The 21,375-nt window shown below is 33.7% G+C and carries 17 protein-coding genes and 5 tRNA genes; all 22 read right to left on the bottom strand.

Going from position 1 to position 21,375, the window contains the following annotated elements:
- Positions 1–98: 98 nt before the first annotated feature.
- Positions 99–4,400, bottom strand: a complete 4,302-nt coding sequence (rpoC, locus tag KO504_RS02460; protein WP_215924742.1) for a DNA-directed RNA polymerase subunit beta' — start codon at positions 4,398–4,400, stop codon at positions 99–101.
- A gap of 95 nt (positions 4,401–4,495) precedes the next feature.
- Entirely contained in the window at positions 4,496–8,308 is a 3,813-nt protein-coding gene (gene rpoB / locus KO504_RS02455; RefSeq protein ID WP_215924741.1) for a DNA-directed RNA polymerase subunit beta, read from the bottom strand.
- Positions 8,309–8,430: 122 nt separating this feature from the next.
- Positions 8,431–8,805 carry a 50S ribosomal protein L7/L12 gene (gene rplL, locus KO504_RS02450; protein ID WP_215924740.1) on the bottom strand — a complete coding sequence of 125 codons (375 nt, stop codon included), beginning with the start codon at positions 8,803–8,805 and terminating at the stop codon, positions 8,431–8,433.
- Between the two features lie 60 nt (positions 8,806–8,865).
- Positions 8,866–9,387: a 50S ribosomal protein L10 gene (rplJ, locus tag KO504_RS02445; protein ID WP_215924739.1), complete on the bottom strand. Its 522-nt coding sequence runs from the start codon at positions 9,385–9,387 to the stop codon at positions 8,866–8,868.
- Between the two features lie 19 nt (positions 9,388–9,406).
- A complete protein-coding gene (gene rplA, locus KO504_RS02440) occupies positions 9,407–10,096 on the bottom strand; it encodes a 50S ribosomal protein L1 (RefSeq protein WP_215924738.1) in 690 nt (229 codons plus the stop codon).
- A gap of 10 nt (positions 10,097–10,106) precedes the next feature.
- On the bottom strand, positions 10,107–10,547 hold the full coding sequence (gene rplK, locus KO504_RS02435; protein ID WP_008270923.1) for a 50S ribosomal protein L11: 441 nt from the start codon (positions 10,545–10,547) through the stop codon (positions 10,107–10,109).
- Between the two features lie 65 nt (positions 10,548–10,612).
- A complete protein-coding gene (nusG, locus tag KO504_RS02430) occupies positions 10,613–11,158 on the bottom strand; it encodes a transcription termination/antitermination protein NusG (RefSeq protein WP_215924737.1) in 546 nt (181 codons plus the stop codon).
- A 21-nt stretch (positions 11,159–11,179) separates the two neighbouring features.
- A complete protein-coding gene (gene secE / locus KO504_RS02425; RefSeq protein ID WP_215924736.1) occupies positions 11,180–11,374 on the bottom strand; it encodes a preprotein translocase subunit SecE in 195 nt (64 codons plus the stop codon).
- Positions 11,375–11,424: 50 nt separating this feature from the next.
- Positions 11,425–11,497: transfer RNA gene (locus KO504_RS02420), tRNA-Trp, on the bottom strand.
- Between the two features lie 62 nt (positions 11,498–11,559).
- On the bottom strand, positions 11,560–12,747 hold the full coding sequence (tuf, locus tag KO504_RS02415) for an elongation factor Tu (protein WP_215924735.1): 1,188 nt from the start codon (positions 12,745–12,747) through the stop codon (positions 11,560–11,562).
- 70 nt (positions 12,748–12,817) lie between these two features.
- Positions 12,818–12,889 (bottom strand) — tRNA-Thr (locus KO504_RS02410).
- A gap of 58 nt (positions 12,890–12,947) precedes the next feature.
- Positions 12,948–13,020: transfer RNA gene (locus tag KO504_RS02405), tRNA-Gly, on the bottom strand.
- A gap of 170 nt (positions 13,021–13,190) precedes the next feature.
- Positions 13,191–13,272: transfer RNA gene (locus KO504_RS02400), tRNA-Tyr, on the bottom strand.
- A gap of 67 nt (positions 13,273–13,339) precedes the next feature.
- Positions 13,340–13,413, bottom strand: a tRNA-Thr gene (locus KO504_RS02395).
- A gap of 115 nt (positions 13,414–13,528) precedes the next feature.
- A complete protein-coding gene (gene hpf / locus KO504_RS02390; protein WP_215924734.1) occupies positions 13,529–13,831 on the bottom strand; it encodes a ribosome hibernation-promoting factor, HPF/YfiA family in 303 nt (100 codons plus the stop codon).
- Positions 13,832–13,907: 76 nt separating this feature from the next.
- The gene (locus tag KO504_RS02385; RefSeq protein WP_215924733.1) at positions 13,908–14,798 is read right to left on the bottom strand and encodes a tyrosine-type recombinase/integrase; all 891 of its coding nucleotides are present in this window, start codon (positions 14,796–14,798) and stop codon (positions 13,908–13,910) included.
- 116 nt (positions 14,799–14,914) lie between these two features.
- Positions 14,915–16,081, bottom strand: a complete 1,167-nt coding sequence (locus KO504_RS02380) for an acyl-CoA dehydrogenase family protein (RefSeq protein WP_215924732.1) — start codon at positions 16,079–16,081, stop codon at positions 14,915–14,917.
- A gap of 13 nt (positions 16,082–16,094) precedes the next feature.
- Entirely contained in the window at positions 16,095–16,982 is an 888-nt protein-coding gene (locus KO504_RS02375) for a ComEA family DNA-binding protein (RefSeq protein WP_215924731.1), read from the bottom strand.
- Between the two features lie 17 nt (positions 16,983–16,999).
- Positions 17,000–18,625: an alanine/glycine:cation symporter family protein gene (locus KO504_RS02370; protein ID WP_215924730.1), complete on the bottom strand. Its 1,626-nt coding sequence runs from the start codon at positions 18,623–18,625 to the stop codon at positions 17,000–17,002.
- Positions 18,626–18,735: 110 nt separating this feature from the next.
- Complete coding sequence (locus tag KO504_RS02365) at positions 18,736–19,758, bottom strand: potassium channel family protein (protein WP_215924729.1); 1,023 nt, start codon at positions 19,756–19,758, stop codon at positions 18,736–18,738.
- A gap of 14 nt (positions 19,759–19,772) precedes the next feature.
- Positions 19,773–20,000 carry a PspC domain-containing protein gene (locus KO504_RS02360; RefSeq protein WP_215924728.1) on the bottom strand — a complete coding sequence of 76 codons (228 nt, stop codon included), beginning with the start codon at positions 19,998–20,000 and terminating at the stop codon, positions 19,773–19,775.
- A 12-nt stretch (positions 20,001–20,012) separates the two neighbouring features.
- The gene (locus KO504_RS02355) at positions 20,013–21,284 is read right to left on the bottom strand and encodes a DUF2851 family protein (RefSeq protein ID WP_215924727.1); all 1,272 of its coding nucleotides are present in this window, start codon (positions 21,282–21,284) and stop codon (positions 20,013–20,015) included.
- Positions 21,285–21,375 lie beyond the last annotated feature (91 nt).

The raw sequence follows: 21,375 nt of genomic DNA, 5'->3' as shown, positions 1-21,375 counted from the left end.
ATAATATACTTCTCAATTTAATGAGATCCCGAATCAAGTTCGGGATAAATGACTTACAGCTTTCACTTTGCTTTCGGCTTGTGAAAACTGCGTCTTATTTAATTAAAGTTCATTTCTTCTTTAGCCTTCATCATTTCATTAAATTCTGCTTTAGAACCAACAATAATGTTTTCGTATTCTCTAACACCTGTACCTGCTGGTATTCTGTGTCCTACAATTACATTTTCTTTAAGTCCTTCTAGTGAATCAACCTTACCATTTACAGCTGCCTCGTTAAGAACTTTAGTTGTTTCTTGGAACGATGCCGCTGATATAAACGACTTAGTTTGTAATGATGCTCTAGTAATACCTTGTAATATTGGAGTAGCTGTCGCAGGACTAGCGTCTCTTGCAGTTACAAGATTTTTATCTTCTCTACGTAAACTAGAGTTTTCATCTCTTAAATCTCTAACAGTTACTATTTGACCAGATTTTAAATTCTGAGAATCACCAGCATCTTCTACCACTTTCATTCCGAAAATTTTATCATTTTCTTCAATGAAATCTGATTTATGAACTAATTGGTTTTCTAAGAAAATTGTATCACCAGAATCTATGATTCTAACTTTACGCATCATTTGTCTTACAACAACTTCGAAATGCTTATCATTAATTTTTACACCTTGTAAACGATATACTTCTTGTACTTCGTTAACTAAGTATTGTTGAACCGCAGATGGGCCTTTAATGTTAAGAATATCATTTGGTGTTATAGATCCATCCGATAAAGGCATACCAGCTTTTACATAATCATTTTCTTGAACAAGAATCTGATTAGATAGTTTTACTAAATATTTTTTAACCTCACCTAATTTAGATTCGATAATAATCTCACGGTTACCACGCTTAATCTTACCAAAAGAAACTACACCATCAATTGCACTTACTACAGCTGGATTAGAAGGGTTACGTGCTTCAAATAATTCTGTTACACGAGGAAGACCACCAGTAATATCACCTGCTTTTGCAGATTTACGAGGTATCTTAACTAAGATCTTTCCAATATCAATCTTGTCACCATCATCAATCATTATGTGTGCACCAACTGGTAAGTTGTAAGAACGGATTGTTTCACCTTTCTTATCTTCAATTAATAATGTTGGTATTAACTTCTTGTTTCTAGATTCTGAAATTACTTTCTCTTGGAAACCAGTTTGCTCATCAATTTCAACTTGATATGTTACACCTTGTTCAATGTTTTCATACTTCACCTGACCAGCGAATTCTGAAATAATTACACCGTTATATGGATCCCATTGACAAACAACATCGTCTTTCTTCAATTTGTCTCCTGGCTTAACATATATAAATGAACCGTAAGGAATATTATTAGTACTTAAAACAATACCTGTTTTAGCATCCATTAATTTTAATTCTGATGTTCTAGAAATAACAACATCAACTTCATTTCCGTCGTTATCTTTAGATTTTACAGTTTTAAGATCTTCTATTTCTGCAATTCCATCAAACTTAACTGTTAATTTATTCTCTTCAGAAATGTTACTTGCAATACCACCTACGTGGAATGTACGTAATGTTAACTGTGTACCAGGCTCACCAATAGACTGAGCTGCAACTACACCAACTGCTTCACCACGTTGTACCATTTTACCTGTAGCCAAGTTACGACCGTAACATTTCACACAGATACCTTTTTTAGCTTCACATGATAATGGAGAACGTACTTCTATAGAATCAAGAGGTGAGTCTCCAATTTTCTTAGCAATGATATCATCAATATGACCACCAGCTTCTACTAGTAACTCTTCAGTTAATGGATTGTAAACATCATTAAGTGATGTTCTACCAACGATTCTACCTTCTAAGCTTTCAACGATTTCTTCGTTTTTCTTAAGTGCAGAAACTTCGATACCTCTTAATGTACCACAATCTTCTTCATATACAATTACATCTTGAGATACATCTACCAAACGACGTGTTAAGTAACCAGCATCGGCAGTTTTAAGAGCCGTATCTGCAAGTCCTTTACGTGCACCGTGAGTAGAGATAAAGTATTCTAAAATTGAAAGTCCCTCTTTAAAGTTAGAAAGAATTGGATTTTCAATAATTTCACCACCAGCTGCTGTAGATTTTTTAGGCTTAGCCATTAATCCACGCATACCTGTTAACTGGCGAATTTGTTCTTTAGAACCCCTTGCTCCAGAATCAAGCATCATAAATACCGAGTTAAATCCTTGTTGGTCTTCACGAATACGTTTCATAGACAATTCTGTCAATTCTGCATTTGTAGATGTCCAAATATCAATAACCTGATTATAACGTTCGTTGTTGGTAATAAGTCCCATATTATAGTTACCCATAATACCATCAACTTGTTTGTTTGCAGAATCAATCATTCCTTGTTTCTCTGCAGGAATAATAATATCACCTAAACTAAATGATAATCCACCTTGGAATGCAAATTTGTATCCTAGTGTTTTAATTTCATCAAGGAAATCTGCAGTTTCAGGTACACTTGTCTTTTTAAGAATACCATGAATGATTTCTCTTAAAGACTTTTTAGTTAATACCTCATTAATATATCCTGCTGCTGCTGGTACTTTTTCGTTGAAAAGTACACGACCAACAGTTGTTTCTATAATCTGCTTAGTTAGTTCACCTTCTTCATTAAAGTCGTAAGTTCTTACTTTAATACCAGCGTTTAGATCAACTCTTTTCTCATTATAAGCAATAGTTACTTCTTCTGGAGAATAGAATGTTAAACCTTCACCTTTTACAGTATAGTTTTCATCTGATTTACGCAACTTAGTCATATAATATAAACCAAGTACCATATCCTGAGAAGGTACAGTAACCGGAGATCCATTAGCTGGATTTAATATATTATGTGAAGCCAACATTAAAAGTTGACATTCTAAAATAGCTTCTGGTCCTAATGGTAAATGCACAGCCATCTGGTCACCATCGAAATCGGCGTTAAAAGCCGTACATACTAATGGGTGTAACTGAATTGCTTTACCTTCAATAAGTTTAGGTTGGAAAGCTTGTATACCAAGTCTGTGTAAGGTAGGAGCACGGTTTAAAAGCACTGGATGTCCTTTTAAAACATTCTCTAAAATATCCCAAACTACAGGTTCTTTTCTATCTATAATTTTCTTTGCAGATTTTACAGTTTTTACAATTCCTCTTTCAATCAGTTTTCTGATAATAAAAGGCTTGTAAAGTTCTGCTGCCATGCCTTTAGGCAATCCACATTCAAATAATTTTAATTCTGGTCCAACAACAATTACAGAACGTGCAGAATAATCAACACGCTTACCAAGTAAGTTTTGACGAAAACGTCCTTGCTTACCTTTAAGTGAATCTGATAATGATTTTAATGGTCTGTTAGAATCTGTTTTTACTGCAGATGATTTACGTGTGTTATCAAATAATGAATCTACTGATTCTTGTAACATACGTTTTTCATTACGTAAAATCACTTCTGGTGCTTTTATCTCAACTAATCTTTTAAGACGGTTGTTACGGATAATTACACGACGGTATAAATCATTTAAATCTGACGTTGCAAAACGACCACCATCTAAAGGCACTAAAGGTCTTAATTCTGGTGGAATTACAGGAACAGCCTTCATAATCATCCACTCAGGTCTGTTTTCTCTGTTTAAATTTGAATCTCTAAACGCTTCAACAACTTGTAAACGTTTTAAAGCTTCTGTTTTACGCTGTTTAGATGTTTCATTATTAGCTTTATGTCTTAAATCGTAAGACAATTGATCTAAATCTATTCTAGCTAATAAATCAATAAGACACTCAGCACCCATCTTAGCGATGAATTTGTTAGGATCTGTATCATCTAAATATTGGTTTTCTTGAGGAATAGATTCTAAAATATTTAGATATTCTTCTTCTGTTAAGAAATCCATTTTTTGAATTGGTTCACCTTCAGCATTCATAGCAATACCTGGTTGAATAACCACGTAACGCTCATAATAGATTATCATATCTAATTTCTTAGATGGTAATCCAAGAAGGTAACCTATTTTATTTGGTAACGAACGGAAATACCAGATATGCGCTACAGGAACCACTAAATTAATGTGACCTACACGATCTCTACGTACTTTCTTTTCTGTTACTTCTACACCACAACGGTCACAAACGATGCCCTTGTAACGTATTCTTTTATATTTACCACAAGCACATTCAAAATCCTTTACAGGACCAAAAATACGCTCACAGAACAAACCATCACGTTCCGGTTTGTGTGTTCGATAATTAATAGTTTCTGGCTTTAATACCTCTCCTCGAGATGCTGCTAAAACAGACTCAGGTGATGCTAAACCTATAGAAATTTTATTAAATTTCTGTACTGTATTCTTATCTTGTCTTCTTGCCATGTTATTATAGTCTTCAGTTTGCAGTTTGCAGTCTTCAGTCTTATTAGTTGTACAGTTAAATACTGTTACTGATGACTGCCCACTGCCGACTTAATTTATTCTTCTAATCTAATATCCAATCCTAAACCTTTCAATTCGTGCATAAGTACGTTGAACGATTCTGGAAGTCCTGGTTCTGGCATTGGCTCTCCCTTAACGATAGCTTCGTAAGTTTTAGCTCTACCAATAACATCATCTGATTTTACAGTTAAGATCTCACGTAGTGTGCTTGATGCTCCATAAGCCTCAAGTGCCCATACTTCCATCTCACCAAAACGTTGACCACCAAATTGTGCTTTACCACCTAATGGTTGTTGTGTAATTAATGAGTATGGTCCAATAGAACGTGCGTGCATTTTATCATCAATCATGTGACCTAGCTTAATCATATAAATCACACCAACTGTTGCTGGTTGATCAAAACGATCACCTGTTCCGCCATCATATAGATATGTATGACCAAATCTTGGAATTCCTGCTTCGTCAGTATACTCGTTGATTTGTTCTAAAGTTGCACCATCAAAAATTGGTGTTGCATACTTTTTACCTAAATCTTTACCAGCCCAACCTAAAACAGTTTCATAGATTTGACCAATATTCATACGAGAAGGTACACCAAGTGGATTTAATACAATATCAACTGGAGTTCCATCTTCTAAGAAAGGCATATCTTCTTGACGAACGATACGAGCAACAATACCTTTGTTACCGTGACGACCCGCCATTTTATCACCAACTTTTAGTTTACGTTTCTTAGCGATATAAACCTTAGCCAACTTAATAATTCCTGCTGGTAATTCATCACCTACAGAAACGGTAAACTTCTCACGTCTTAATGCTCCTTGAAGGTCATTTTCCTTAATTTTGTAATTATGGATTAAATCTGCAACAAGTTCATTTGTATGGTCATCAGTAGTCCATTTTCCTGAAGTTAAATGTGTATAATCGTCAACAGCATTTAACATCTTTAAGGTATATTTTTTACCTTTAGGAATAATTTCTTCTCCTAAATCGTTATAAATACCTTGAGCTGTTTTGCCATTTACAATGTTGAATAGTTTTTCAACTAAAACATTTTTAAGTTCATCGAATCTATTATCATAAGCATCTTCTAATTTTTCGATATCCTCTTTATCTTGTGCTCTCTTACGCTTATCTTTTACAGCTCTTGCAAATAATTTTTTATTAATTACAACACCGTTCAATGATGGAGATGCTTTTAAAGACGCATCTTTTACATCACCAGCTTTATCTCCAAAAATAGCACGTAAAAGTTTTTCTTCTGGTGTAGGATCAGACTCTCCTTTTGGAGTAATCTTACCAATTAAAATATCACCTGGTTTGATTTCTGCACCAATGCGAATCATACCATTTTCATCTAAATCTTTAGTTGCCTCTTCAGAAACATTAGGAATATCATTAGTTAACTCTTCGTTACCTAATTTAGTATCCCTAACTTCTAATGAGTACTCATCAATATGAATAGATGTAAAGACATCTTCTCTAACTACTTTTTCAGAAATTACAATCGCATCCTCAAAATTATACCCTTTCCAAGGCATAAAGGCTACTTTCATATTTCTACCAAGTGCTAATTCTCCATTTTCAGTGGCATAACCTTCACAAAGTACTTGTCCTTTAGCAACTTTATCACCTTTCTCTACGATTGGTTTTAAGTTGATAGACGTTCCTTGGTTTGTTTTTCTAAATTTAACTAAAGGATACGTTTTGGTATCACTATCAAAGCTAACCATTGCTTCCTCTTCAGTACGTTCGTACTTAATTGTAATTTTTTCAGCATCTACATACTCAACAGTACCAGCTCCTTCTGCATTAATCAATACTCTAGAATCTGATGCTACCTGACGCTCTAAACCAGTTCCTACAATTGGTGCTTCAGGACGTAATAATGGTACAGCCTGGCGCATCATGTTAGAGCCCATTAATGCACGGTTGGCATCATCATGTTCTAAGAATGGAATTAATGATGCAGAGATAGATGTAATTTGATTAGGTGCAACATCTGTATAATGAAGCTCCTTAGGATCGATTACTGGGAAGTCACCTTCCATTCTAGCAATTACCTTATCATCTAAAATCTTACCATCGTCATCAACTTTTACAGTTGCTTGAGCGATAAGTTTTGCTTCTTCTTCTTCAGCACTTAAATACGTAGGCTGATTTTTAATATCAACAACACCATCTGTTACTTTTCTGTATGGTGTTTCTAAAAATCCTAATGGATTTACTTTAGAGAATACAGATAAAGATGATATTAAACCAATGTTTGGTCCTTCAGGTGTTTCAATAGGACATAAACGTCCGTAGTGTGTATAGTGAACATCACGTACTTCGAAACCTGCTCTTTCTCTTGATAAACCACCTGGTCCTAATGCTGAAAGACGACGCTTATGCGTAATCTCTGCTAGAGGATTCGTTTGGTCCATAAATTGAGACAGCTGATTTGTTCCAAAGAATGAATTAATAACAGACGATAAAGTCTTCGCATTAATTAAATCTATTGGAGTAAATACTTCGTTATCACGAACGTTCATACGTTCACGGATAGTACGTGCCATACGTGCTAAACCAACACCAAACTGAGAAGATAACTGTTCACCTACTGTACGTACACGACGGTTAGATAAGTGATCAATATCATCAATCTCTGCTTTAGAATTGATAAGCTCAATTAAGTACTTTATAATTGTTATGATATCTTCTTTAGTAAGCACTTGCTTATCCATTCCGATATCTAACTGTAATTTCTTGTTCATTCTATAACGACCTACTTCACCTAAAGAGTAACGTTGGTCAGAGAAGAATAATTTATCAATAATACCACGCGCAGTTTCTTCATCTGGCGGCTCAGCATTACGTAATTGACGGTAGATATGTTCAACAGCTTCTTTTTCAGAGTTTGTTGGATCCTTCTGTAATGTATTATGAATGATTGCGTAATCTCCTTGTTGCGCACTTTCTTTGTGTAAAAGAATAGTTTTAACTTCAGCTTCAAGAATTTCTTCAATATTATCTTTGTCTATGATTGTGTCACGATCTAATACTATTTCGTTACGCTCAATAGATACAACTTCACCTGTATCTTCATCAACGAAATCTTCATGCCATGTATTCAATACACGTGCAGCTAATTTACGACCGATAACTTTCTTTAATCCAGATTTTGAAACCTTAACTTCTTCTGCAAGGTCAAAAATCTCTAAAATATCTTTATCACGCTCAAAACCGATAGCACGGAAAAGCGTTGTAACTGGTAATTTTTTCTTTCTATCAATGTAAGCATACATTACTTGATTGATATCTGTTGCAAATTCTATCCAAGAACCTTTAAAAGGAATTACTCTTGCAGAATATAATTTAGTTCCATTAGCATGAAACGACTGGCTAAAAAATACACCAGGTGATCTGTGCAATTGAGAAACTACTACACGTTCTGCACCATTGATACAAAATGTACCACTTGGTGTCATATAAGGAATAGTACCTAGATATACATCTTGAACAATTGTTTCGAAATCCTCATGTTCTGGATCTGTACAATACAACTTCAATCTTGCTTTTAAAGGCACACTGTAAGTTAATCCTCTTTCGATACATTCTTCGATAGAATATCTTGGTGGATCTATAAAGTAATCTAAAAATTCTAGTACGAATTGATTACGCGTATCTGTTATTGGGAAGTTCTCCATGAAGGTGTTGTACAAACCTTCAGTACCTCTTTCTTCTGACTTTGTTTCTAATTGGAAAAAATCCTGGAAGGATTTAATTTGGATATCCAAAAAGTCTGGGTAATCTGTCCTATTTACAATAGAAGAGAAATTAATTCTTTCAGCCTTTTTTGCTAACATTGATGAACGAGATTTTTATTAAATAAAAACTAAAAAATGCATATAACGTTTATATACACAAAATGGTTTAGGTCATAGAGTACGACTCTAGACCTAAACCTTGTATTGTAGATAAGATAAGCTTACTTAAGCTCAACTTCAGCTCCAGCTTCTTCTAAAGAAGATTTTAAGCCTTCAGCTTCGTCTTTAGAAACACCTTCTTTGATTGCACTTGGTGCATCATCAACTAATCCTTTTGCTTCTTTTAAACCTAAACCAGTTAATTCTTTAACTAACTTTACTACAGCTAATTTAGAACCACCAGCAGCTTTTAAGATAACATCAAACTCAGTTTGCTCTTCAGCAGCGTCTCCACCACCTGCAGCAGGACCAGCCATAGCTACAGCAGCAGCAGCAGGCTCAATACCGTACTCATCTTTTAATATAGTTGCTAATTCGTTAACTTCTTTTACTGTTAAGTTAACTAATTGTTCTGCGAAATCTTTTAATTCTGCCATTTTTCTAATTTTTAATAATGTGTGTTATAATTTAATTTTCTATTGTGTATTTCAATATTATTATCCTTCTCTTTCGGATAATGTTTTAACGATACCTGCGATGGTTCCACCACTAGATTTAAGCGCAGATATAACGTTCTTAGCAGGTGACTGTAATAATCCTACAATCTCGCCAATAAGCTCTTCTCTTGACTTAATATCAACTAAAGTATCTAATAAATCATCGCCAATGTAAATAGATTCCTCAATAAAAGCACCTTTTAATAAAGGCTTCTCTGATTTTTTACGGAATTCTTTAATTACTTTAGCTGGAGCGTTTCCTGTTTCAGAATACATTACTGATGTATTTCCTTTTAAAGTTGCAGGTAAATCACCGAATTCTTTATCCGATGCTTCCATTGCTTTCTCTAAAAGCGTATTCTTTACAACAGCTAACTTAATGTTAGACTTGAAACATGCTCTTCTTAAATTTGAAGTTGTTGCTGCATCTAATCCAGAAATATCAGTTAAATAGATATTTGTATTATCTGCCAATTGAGCAGTCAACTCTTCAATTACTTGGGATTTTTCTTCTCTTGTCATAATATTCTAAGTTTAACTACTATCCTATTTTTGTATCAACTGCTATACTTGGGCTCATAGTACTAGACATATAAATGCTCTTTACATAAGTTCCTTTTGAAGCGGTTGGTTTTAATTTCATAATTGTAGATAACAATTCTTGAGCATTCCCAATAATTTTATCAGTACTAAACGATGCTTTACCTATTGGTGCATGTACAATACCTGTTTTATCTACTTTAAAATCTATCTTACCAGCTTTTACTTCTGCAACTGCTTTAGCGACATCCATAGTTACTGTACCTGTTTTAGGGTTTGGCATAAGACCTCTTGGTCCTAATACTCTACCTAATGGTCCTAACTTACCCATAATGCTTGGCATAGTAACGATAACGTCAACATCTGTCCAACCATCTTTAATTTTCTGTAAGTATTCATCTAACCCAACATAATCAGCACCTGCTTCTTTAGCTTCTGCTTCTTTATCTGGAGTTACAAGCGCAAGAACCTTCATATCTTTACCTGTACCATGTGGTAATGAAACTACACCACGTACCATTTGATTGGCTTTACGTGGATCTACACCTAATCTGATTGCTAAATCGATAGAAGCATCAAACTTTGTATATGTAATTTCTTTTAGTAAAGCTGAAGCTTCTTCTAAAGAGTAAATTTTGTTATTATCAACCTTTGCTCTTGCTTCTTTTTGCTTCTTTGTTAATCTTGCCATTTCTAAAAATTTAGTTTGGAGCTTCTCCTCCTTTAACAGTGATACCCATAGATCTTGCTGTACCGGCAACCATTTTCATAGCTGATCCGATTTCAAAAGCATTTAAATCTACCATTTTGTCTTCTGCAATTGCTTTAACTTGATCCCAAGTTACTTTTGCTACTTTACGTCGGTTTGGTTCTCCTGATCCTTTCTTTACTTTGGCCGCTTCTAATAATTGTACTGCTGCTGGTGGAGTCTTGATTACAAATTCAAATGATTTGTCTTTGTAAACAGAGATTACCACAGGTAAAACTTTACCTGGCTTATCTTGAGTTCTCGCATTAAACTGCTTACAGAACTCCATGATATTAACTCCAGCGGCACCTAAAGCGGGTCCTACCGGTGGCGATGGATTCGCAGCACCTCCCCGAACTTGTAGCTTAACTACTTTGTCTATTTCTTTTGCCATTTCTTAATGTTTATTACACCGCTCTATATTGGAAGCATAGATTAGTGCTCTTTATGTAACAATTATTAAACTTTTTCAACTTGCATATAGCTTAACTCTAACGGTGTTTTTCTTCCAAATATTTTCACCATTACTTCAAGCTTACGTTTTTCTTCATTAATTTTTTCAATAGTTCCATCAAAACCATTGAATGGACCGTCAATAACCTTGACAGTTTCTCCTTTTGTAAATGGAATTGCAACATTAGCATCTGCTTCAACAGACAATTCATCTACTTTACCTAACATTCTGTTTACTTCAGATTGTCTTAATGGCACAGGATCACCACCTTTTGTTTCACCTAGGAAACCTATGACATTTGTAATGGATTTAATTATATGAGGAATCTCACCACTTAAATTAGCTTGAACCATTATATAGCCAGGAAAATAAACTTTTTCTTTGTTTATTTTTTTTCCATTACGGATTTGAATAACTTTTTCTGTTGGTACTAAAACCTGATCAACAAAATCCTCTAAACCTAATCTTGAAATTTCATTCTCGATATAGGCTTTGATTTTATTTTCTTGACCACTTACTGCTCTAACAACATACCATTTTTTTTCAGACATCTTCTTCTTGTATATTTGTTGTTAGTGAATCAAATCAAAGTAAGCTTTTACTGCCTTACTAAAAACAGTATCAACTCCCCAAATAGCTAGTGAAAAAATAATTGAAAACACAGCTACAATAACCGTTAATCTTTGAGCTTCTGGCCATGGAGTCCATGACACATTATTCTTTAACTCCTCAAACGATTCTTTTATATATGTTATTAATCCTGCCATTTGATAATTTACTTTATTAAAGGATTATAAATAATCCATTTTACATTTTGCACGGGTTGAGAGACTCGAACTCACGACACCTGGTTTTGGAGACCAGTGCTCTACCAACTGAGCTAAACCCGTAAACAATAATCAAGGCATCCCGAAATATCGAGACACCTTAATTAATTATTTAACTATATTATTTAGTCTAATATCTCAGTAACCTGACCAGCACCAACTGTTCTACCACCTTCACGGATAGCGAAACGTAAACCTACGTTCATTGCAATTGTGTTAATCAACTCAACAGTAATTGTTAAGTTATCACCTGGCATTACCATTTCAACTCCATCAGGAAGCGCAATGTTTCCAGTTACGTCAGTTGTACGTACGTAGAACTGTGGACGGTAGTTATTATGGAATGGAGTGTGACGTCCACCTTCTTCTTTCTTAAGGATATAAACCTCAGCTTTAAATTTAGAGTGTGGTGTTACAGAACCTGGCTTAACGATTACCATACCTCTAGAAATTTGAGACTTCTCAATACCTCTTAATAAGATACCAGCATTATCACCAGCTTCACCTCTATCTAAGATTTGACGGAACATTTCAATACCAGTAATAGTAGATGTTAATTTCTCAGCACCCATACCGATAATCTCAACTGGATCACCTGTGTTAGCTACACCAGTTTCAATACGACCAGTTGCAACAGTACCACGACCAGTAATAGAGAATACATCCTCGATAGGCATCAAGAAAGGCTTATCCATATCTCTTTCTGGCTCTTCGATCCAAGCATCAACTTGATTCATTAATTCCATTACAGTATCAACCCACTTTTGCTCACCGTTAAGTGCACCTAAAGCAGAACCTGCTACTACAGGACCATTATCACCATCATATTCGTAGAATGATAATAAATCTCTGATTTCCATTTCAACTAATTCTAATAACTCTTCATCATCAACCATATCCACTTTATTCATGAATACAACGATACGAGGAATTCCTACCTGGCGACCAAGTAAGATGTGCTCACGTGTTTGTGGCATAGGACCATCTGTTGCAGCAACAACTAAAATAGCACCATCCATCTGTGCAGCACCAGTAACCATGTTCTTTACGTAATCCGCGTGACCTGGACAGTCAACGTGAGCGTAGTGACGATTAGCAGTTGCATATTCTACGTGAGAAGTATTAATTGTTATACCTCTTTCTTTTTCTTCTGGTGCATTATCAATTTGATCAAATGATCTTGCTTCAGATAAACCTGCATCAGCTAATACTTTAGTAATAGCAGCAGTTAAAGTTGTTTTACCGTGATCTACGTGCCCAATAGTACCAATGTTTAAGTGTGGTTTTGAACGATCGAAAGTTGCCTTTGCCATGTTTAATTTATTTTATTCTTGTTTAATATTAGTGTTCAATTGTTATTTATATTCTGGACCCAGAAAAAAGAGCCAATGACGAGATTTGAACTCGTGACCTCTTCCTTACCAAGGAAACGCTCTACCCCTGAGCTACACCGGCGTAAAGTGCTTAAATTCTCACCTCAGAGTATGAGACACTGCCTTCGCAGGAATTTTAGAGCGAGAGACCGGGTTCGAACCGGCGACATTCAGCTTGGAAGGCTGACGCTCTACCAACTGAGCTACTCTCGCATTTTTAATTAGTTTTATCCAATTAATGGTTTACAATATTTCAAATTTTCATATTCAATTTTGAACTATCTCACTTCACTAGATAATTCTGGATTGATGACCCAATCCATATAATTTTTAATTACAGCCTGCAAAAATAAACATTTTTACAACTTTTCAAAAATTATTTGTGGGGAGAGCAGGATTCGAACCTGCGAAGGTAAAACCAACAGATTTACAGTCTGTCCTCGTTGGCCGCTTGAGTATCTCCCCAAAATTAAATTCAATATTTCAATCAATTAAAAGCTTTCTTTTCCTAACAAAAACCAAACTTTTAAAGAGCCGATGGAGGGACTCGAACCCACGACCTGCTGATTACAAATCAGCTGCTCTAGCCAGCTGAGCTACATCGGCTTTTTCTTACTTTATTACTATCAAAATCTGACCGAAAAAAAGCCCGCTATTTCTAACGGACTGCAAATGTAAGATAATATTTATTTAATCAAAACATTTTTTAAAAAAATTTTATCTAACTGTGTGCTCTTAATTTTTCCTTTCGTTTTTTAATTTGCCTTCCTAATGACGCAATCGCAGCATCGGCGCCCTCTTCAAATGATTTGCATTGTTTTTTCACCACAAAACTATCCCCTGGCACACTTAATTTTACTTCAAATATTTTATTTTCTTTATCACTTGTATTCTCAACTTTTAAATAAACATCGGATTGAATTATTTTATCATAGAACATATCTAATTTATCCATACGTTTCTGAATAAAATCTATTAGCTTACTATCTGCTGTAAAGTTTACGGATTGGGTGTTTACTTTCATGTTTTTTAATTTAAGTTAAACTTGCGTGTTAAAATATTTTCGTTTAACACTGATTTATAAATATTTAAGCCTAAGCTTAACGTTGGTTTCTTGGATGTGCCTTTGCATATACTTTTTTTAATTCTGCCATACTACTATGTGTATAAACTTGAGTTGCGGCTAAACTTGTATGTCCTAGAAGTTCTTTTACTGCATTTAAATCGGCACCTTGATTTAATAAGTGTGTAGCAAATGAATGTCTTAATACATGTGGACTACATTTTGCTTTTGAAGATGCTTCACTAAAATACTTATTAATTATTCTGTAAACAAGCTTTTCATAAATTTTAAGACCTTTTTTTGTTAGAAAAAGCATCTCTTTATCTTCAACTATAGGCAAATCAGCCCTGTATCTTAAGTAGCAGTCTATAGACTTGACCAATCTATTTATTAATGGGATATAACGCTCTTTGTTACGCTTACCCAAAACTTTTATTTGATTATTTCCTTTATCTATATCTTTTAACTTAATATTTACGAGCTCAATACGCCTAATCCCTGTAGCATAAAACAATTCTATAATTAAATGGTCTCGGGCACTTTTAAAATCATTTACTTCAATAGCATTTTCGAGAACTAATTTTAGTTCTTGTTCTGAAAAGGGAAGTTGCACCTTCTTCCCCACTTTTAAAGCTTTATGCTGTTTTAAAGGGTTTATATTAATGGCTTCTATTTTTAGTAGAAATTTATAATATGTATTAAGTGAGGATACTTTTCTATTTATTGTTCTGTTAGAAATATCTCGATCTACTAAACTTACGATCCATTGCCTTATTTCAGAATAACCGGCCAAAGTTAGATCTGTTGAATTATGATGTTGCTTTAAAAAGTCTTGAAAATTTTCAATATCTCTTGAATAAGCCAACACTGTATGCTTAGAATATTTTTTCTCTAATAGTAAGTACTCAGAAAAAGATTTAAGGCTCATTCATTTTTTTTGATTAGCACTAAATATAACTAATAGTTATAATTAAATAGAGAATATTGAAACAAAAAAAATCCTACACTAATGTAGGATTCGATTTATATATTTTGATTCAACTATTAAGTCGCTGGTTTATAATCCTTATTATCAATTACCATCTTCGCAATAATTTCTTTAAGTATCTCTGAAGTTCCTCCTCCAATTGGCCCTAAACGACTATCTCTAGACATACGTGCCAATGGATATTCTTCCATGTAACCATAACCTCCTAAAAATTGAAGGCATTGGTAAATAACATCGTCTGCCATTTTTGTAGACTGTAATTTAGACATTGTAGCTTCTTTAACTACATAATCTCCCATATCTAATCGTTTAGCGACGTAATAATTAAATTGCTTACAAATTTCCATTTGTGTTTCGCAATCTGCATACGTATGCCTTAAAGCCTGAAATTTATCTATAGTTCTACCGAAAGCTGTTCTTTCTGACATATATTGCTTTGCGTATTCTAAAGCGTATTCTGCTCTTGCATGTGAGTTAACTCCCATGATTAATCTTTCTAAAGAAAAATGTTGCATTATATATGGAAATCCTTGCCCTTCTTCTCCCATTAAATTTGAAGCCGGAATTACGACATTATCAAAAGCAATCTCACCTGTATCAGAAGCTCTCCAACCTAACTTATCTAACTTGGTTGCCGAAATACCTGGTGTATCTCTATCCATTACAAAAATACTAATGCCTTTATTGCCTAATTCTGGATTAGTTTTAGCAGCAACTACTAAATAGTCACTATACACACCATTAGTTATAAAGGTTTTAGATCCATTAATGACATAAGTATCTCCTTTTTTAACCGCAGTTGTGCGCATACCTGCAACATCACTTCCGCCAAAAGGCTCAGTAATACAAAGACATCCTATAGCATCTCCTAATGCACTTGGTTTTAAATATTTTTCTTTTTGCTCGTGATTTCCTTCTTTATTAAGATGCGTCATCGCTAAATAAGCATGTGCCCACATTGCTGCAGCAAAACCACCAGAGTTAATACGTTGCATTTCTTCAAGAAAAATTACGGTATAAAATAAATCTAAATCTAACCCTCCATAATTTTCGGGTGTTGCAAGACCAAAATACCCCATATCTCCAAATTTCTTCCAGATGAAACGTTCTATACGACCTGTTTCTTCCCATTTATCAATATGTGGCACAACTTCCTTTTTTAAGAATTCTCTAAGGCTTTCCCTAAATAAATTGTGCTCTTCAGTAAAATATAAATTAGACATGTATTGTTGTTTATTAGAGATACAAATATAGCTTAATTATCTCGATTTTTTTAATAGGAAAATCTTCAACCTTTAACAAATCATCTAAAGATTTAAAACCGTCCCTCAGTGTTCGTTCTTCAATAATATTGTTAGCGACTTCATAACCTATATATTGAATGGTAACCAACTCATCTCTAGTGGCAGTATTTAAATTAAACTTCTTAATCGCCCTTGGTGTTTTTACGGTAAAATCGTTTTGGATACGCTCAATAACTTCTGGCGACAGGCCATAAACCTCACTTAACTGGATATCTGAAACAAATCCTCCTTTAAATTTATTTCGGTATGTGATAATACGCTCTGCTAGCTTATCGCCTACTCCATAGATTTTTTTTAATTGGCTTGCTGTTGCTATATTCAAATCTATTTTCTGAGCATAGGTTTTAGGCTTATTAGAATTTGAATAGGTATTATTATGATATGAAGGCTTGGGTTTAGGGTTAGTTACCCAGCTTGGAAACTTAAAATAAGGCGAAATAACGGCTAAAAAGGAATCTGACACCTTTGTTACATTCTGAAAATCTTTAGCAGAATTTATCCATTGATTGCTTTCTCTAAATTTATGAAGTCTATCGATTTCTTCATTGCTCATTCCTAAAGTATAGCCTTTATAATCTGTAATATAATTGGGATTGAAAGGATATATTTTTGGTTTACTATTCTCTATTTCAACCAAACGAAGCGCATCTAATTCTTTTTTAAAAGCGTCTAATTGTTGCTGGTTTCCGGCAACATCCTTATTTGAATTTGCTAAACTATTTGGTGCAAACCAATATATACATTGACCAATGATTATAATTACCAACAACAAAAAAATCCCATTCCGTTGTTGATTAGAAAACTGGAAATGGGATTTCATATGAGATTAGTGTTTATTTATAATATTTCATTTAGATCATCTGCCCCTTCTTCAATAGCTTCTTCTTTAACATTAATTGCTTTATAGTATTTCTTTAATTCCATTTTAATAATTGGAGATAGAATTACAACACCAATAATGTTTGGCACTACCATTGCAAAAATCATAGCATCTGAGAAGTTAATAACAGCACCTAAACTAATAGAAGCTCCTACAACAACAAAGAATAAAAACAACACTTTATAAGCTAAATCTGATACTTTACCTTTTCCGAATAAAAACACCCAACCTTGCATACCGTAGTACGACCAAGAAATCATAGTTGAAAATGCAAATAAAATTACTGCAATTGTCAATATAATTGAGAAATGTGGAATTACAGAATCAAAAGCTGTTGCTGTAATTTCTACACCTTCTTTTATCTCAACACCATATTCCATAAAACCACCATCAAAATTAGTAATTACAATTACTAACGCAGTCATTGTACAAATTACAACGGTATCTACAAAAGGTTCTAAAAGGGCAACAATTCCTTCAGATGCTGGATATTTTGTACGAACAGCTGAATGTGCAATTGCAGCAGACCCAACACCTGCTTCGTTAGAGAAAGCTCCTCTTCTAATACCTTGAATCATCACACCAACAAGTCCACCTGCAATCCCTAATCCTGAGAATGCACCTTCATATATCAATGCAAACGCATCATCGATTAAGCTAAAATTAGCTCCTAATATAATTAATGAAGCTAACACATATATACCAGCCATAAATGGTACTACTTTTTCAGTAACCTTAGCGATACGCTTAATTCCTCCAATAATAACAACAGCTACAAGTATAGCCATAACAATTCCAAAATACATACCTGCATTAGACGCTGGATCTAGATCAAATACTTTAACAAATTGTGCAGCAGCTTGATTGGCTTGGAACATATTTCCACCTCCAAAAGATCCACCTATTACAAATATGGCAAATAGTACAGCTAGCACTTTTCCAAAACCACCCATACCTTTAGATTTTAATCCTTTGGTTAAGTAATACATTGGACCACCATAAACGGTACCATCTTCACCAACGTCTCTATATTTTACACCAAGTGTACATTCTGCAAATTTTGATGCCATACCTAACAGACCCGCAACAATCATCCAAAATGTTGCTCCAGGACCACCAATAGACAAGGCTACAGCTACACCAGCAATATTCCCTAAACCTACAGTAGCAGATAATGCCGCTGTTAAAGCCTGAAAGTGCGACACTTCACCGTCTGCACCATCATCTCTCATGGTTTCAATTATATTTTCACCTTCATTGGCTGTATTATCTCCATATAAGGTATCTGCACCATGTTTTTCAATATCTTCATACTGCCCTCTAACAACTCTAATAGCCATTCTAAAACCTGTGATATTGATAAATTTAAAATAAATAGTAAAAAACAATGCTCCACCAATTAGCACAATAAGTACCCAAGGAATTTTATAAGTTTCTGAAAATGAAATTTCGTAAAAAATAGCCTCAACAAACCAGCCTGTGTAATCCTTAAAAATAGCATCAATTTTTTCGGAAGTTGTTTCTTGGGCAAAAGTCAAAAACGGTAATAAAATTGTAAAAATTGATAGAAGATATTTCTTCATGAGTTATAGTTATTAGTTAGTTTAATGGTTAGTTATTGCTTTTTAAAGATGACAAGATGCAAAAAAAAAATGAGCTTGTAAAGTATAGACTCATAAAATGAATGTATTGATCATTCAATATTGTACTGAGAATTCAATTTCATAATCTGTTCTGGTCTTCCTAAAACAATGATTTTTGAGCCAGCAATTAATTTAGTTTCTGCTTCAGGATTAACAATATAGTCGCCTTTATCATCTTTAAATCCAATGACAGTACAACCTGTTTTACGACGTAAATCTAAATCTCTAATTGTTTTTACTTCATTAATATTATAAAGTTGTTCTACTTTAATTTCTTCAATATTAATATTACGCTCGCCAACAACACCTAAATTATCAATAAACTCAATTAAATCAGGAATCACAACTAAAGACGCCATATGGTCACCACCAATTCTATCTGGCAAAATGACATTATTGGCACCAGCTAACTTTAATTTATTATAAGACGTTTCCTCTGAAGCTCTACTAATTATGGTGAGTTTTGAATTAATTTGTCGTGCAGAAAGTACCACAAACAAATTATCGGCATCACTTGGTAGTGCACTAATTAGAGTACTTGCTTTTTCTATACCAGCTTCAAAAAGTACTTCATCTTCATTAGCATTTCCAAATACGAAAGGAATATTATTTTCTTGAAACTTTTCAATAATCTCTTTGTCTCTTTCAATAATTACAAAAGGTTTATCATAAGCTAATAGTTTTTTAGCAGCTTGTTTTCCATTTCGTCCATAACCACAAATAATAATATGGTTAGACATCGCATCAATTTTCTTTTGCATTTTACGTTGTTTTATGTCTTCAAAATTATTTCTACTGAGAATATAATCCGTGATGATTGAAATTGCATAACCAACAATGACTACACTAGTTAAAATTAAAAAAATAGTAAAGATCTTAGATTGTGGATCAAGAGGGATGACTTCTGCAAAACCAACAGTGGTTACAGTTATTACAGTCATATAAATAGCATCAAGCCATTGATAACCGGAGATAAATCTATATCCTAAAACTCCAATACACAATAAAAATACCAGCATCATTACAGCTGTGTAAATTTTAGATCTATAAAGTCTTAAAAGCGGATTATCCATTTAATATTATGTAATTATAAATCGAAGACTGAAGAACGTTTGGTATAAACGATATCTTTAATACGCATCCAAAAGGCTAAGAATAAATATAATGCAAAACCAAAACCAACGGTTACGAAAGTGAGATACATAAAAGACGTTCTCACAATTTTAGCTCTAATTCCCAAACGGTCTGCAATACGTTGGCAAACGTAATAACCTCGTTTTTGAAAGTATAATAATAGATTATAGAACCATTTCATACTGCAAGTTAGTTAATATTTCACGATTAGACGATTACCTATTGCACATTGTAAGCACTTATTTTTATCACAATAATTTTGCTTCAACTGTAACAAGGCTTGTGAAGTCAATGCTGTTTTCTCTATAGGTTTTAAATCCAAGAACTTAGAGACAATACTATTTTTTTCAGCATTCATTTGTTTCATAAAATCAAACACATGGTCCTCTATTGGTTTTCCTTGCACTTTAGCATAACTAAATTGCAAAGGAATTATAGTATTAATGATTAATAAATCTATAAATGATTTAGATAATGCTTTTTTTGAAGTCTTAGACTTTTTAGAAAAAGTATAATGCGATTTCCAAAATTCAGATGTTTCAATATTAAACAGGTTATAAACGTCTTCTTTGGTTTTTGCTGTTATAATTTCTGAAAATAAGCTCGTATTTACGTTATAAAGCATTGCTAATTGCGATAGTCTAACAGTTGGGAAATTTGATGGCCTTAACCTAAAAAACTGTAATGGCAACACTCCTTGATGTGTTAGTTTGAATTTTTGTTTTAAAAACTGATACCGTTTTTGAAGATTTAAATAATACGCCTCTTGTACATCGTCATTAAGTAGTTTTGCTTGTCCAAAAAATAAAGCTTCTAAATCTAAAATATCCTTTTGAAGTTTTCTTACTATTGAAAACTTAAACGAATGAGCTAAACTTAAAAACGATTCACCATTTACTTTAAGTCCAAAATTTTTAGTTAGCATTTTAAACAAAACTGCTTCCCAATTGTTATGAGAAGAGTTTAATAAATATTGGATCTCTTCAGATTTTCGCTCTAAACGTTCTATATATAAGCGTTCTAACCAATTATTAAGTGAAAAATCATCCACCTCAGAGAAACTTGTTTCACAATTAATCCATGATTTAGATTGCATGAGTTTTTGATAATTATTGACTAAACTTTTATCTACGTAATGTTTTAATTCTAAGGTTGGAATTTCTGAATTATCTTTTCTAAAGATTTCGGTATCGTGTTCCCAAACGACATGAAGAATAACATTATCATAAGCCCTATCAACTTCATGATTATGCACATACCAATCTGAAGATTTTATATGAATCTCGACATTACCAGCCCAAAGTTGATTAGCAATACTTATTTGTGCGTTGAAGAAATCTGGACCAGCATTATGATTGTGTTGTCCTAAATTAGCAATAGCAATAGACTCACCTTTTGTTGTTTTTAACAAAGATGTATCAAAGGATTTGTGTTTCCATATATAATGAAGGAAGTCTTCTTGCATATACTAAAAATAGAAAAATAATTCTAAATTTCAATACTTAAAAAAGACCTAAAGCCAAAGAAACAAACATGTTACAATGGCCTTAAAAGCA

The sequence above is a fragment of the Winogradskyella psychrotolerans genome (assembly GCF_018860565.1).
In the GTDB taxonomy this organism is placed as follows: Bacteria; Bacteroidota; Bacteroidia; order Flavobacteriales; family Flavobacteriaceae; genus Winogradskyella; species Winogradskyella damuponensis.
The sequence above is the reverse complement of the archived record's forward strand: the minus strand, read 5'-3'. Positions and strand labels throughout refer to the sequence as shown.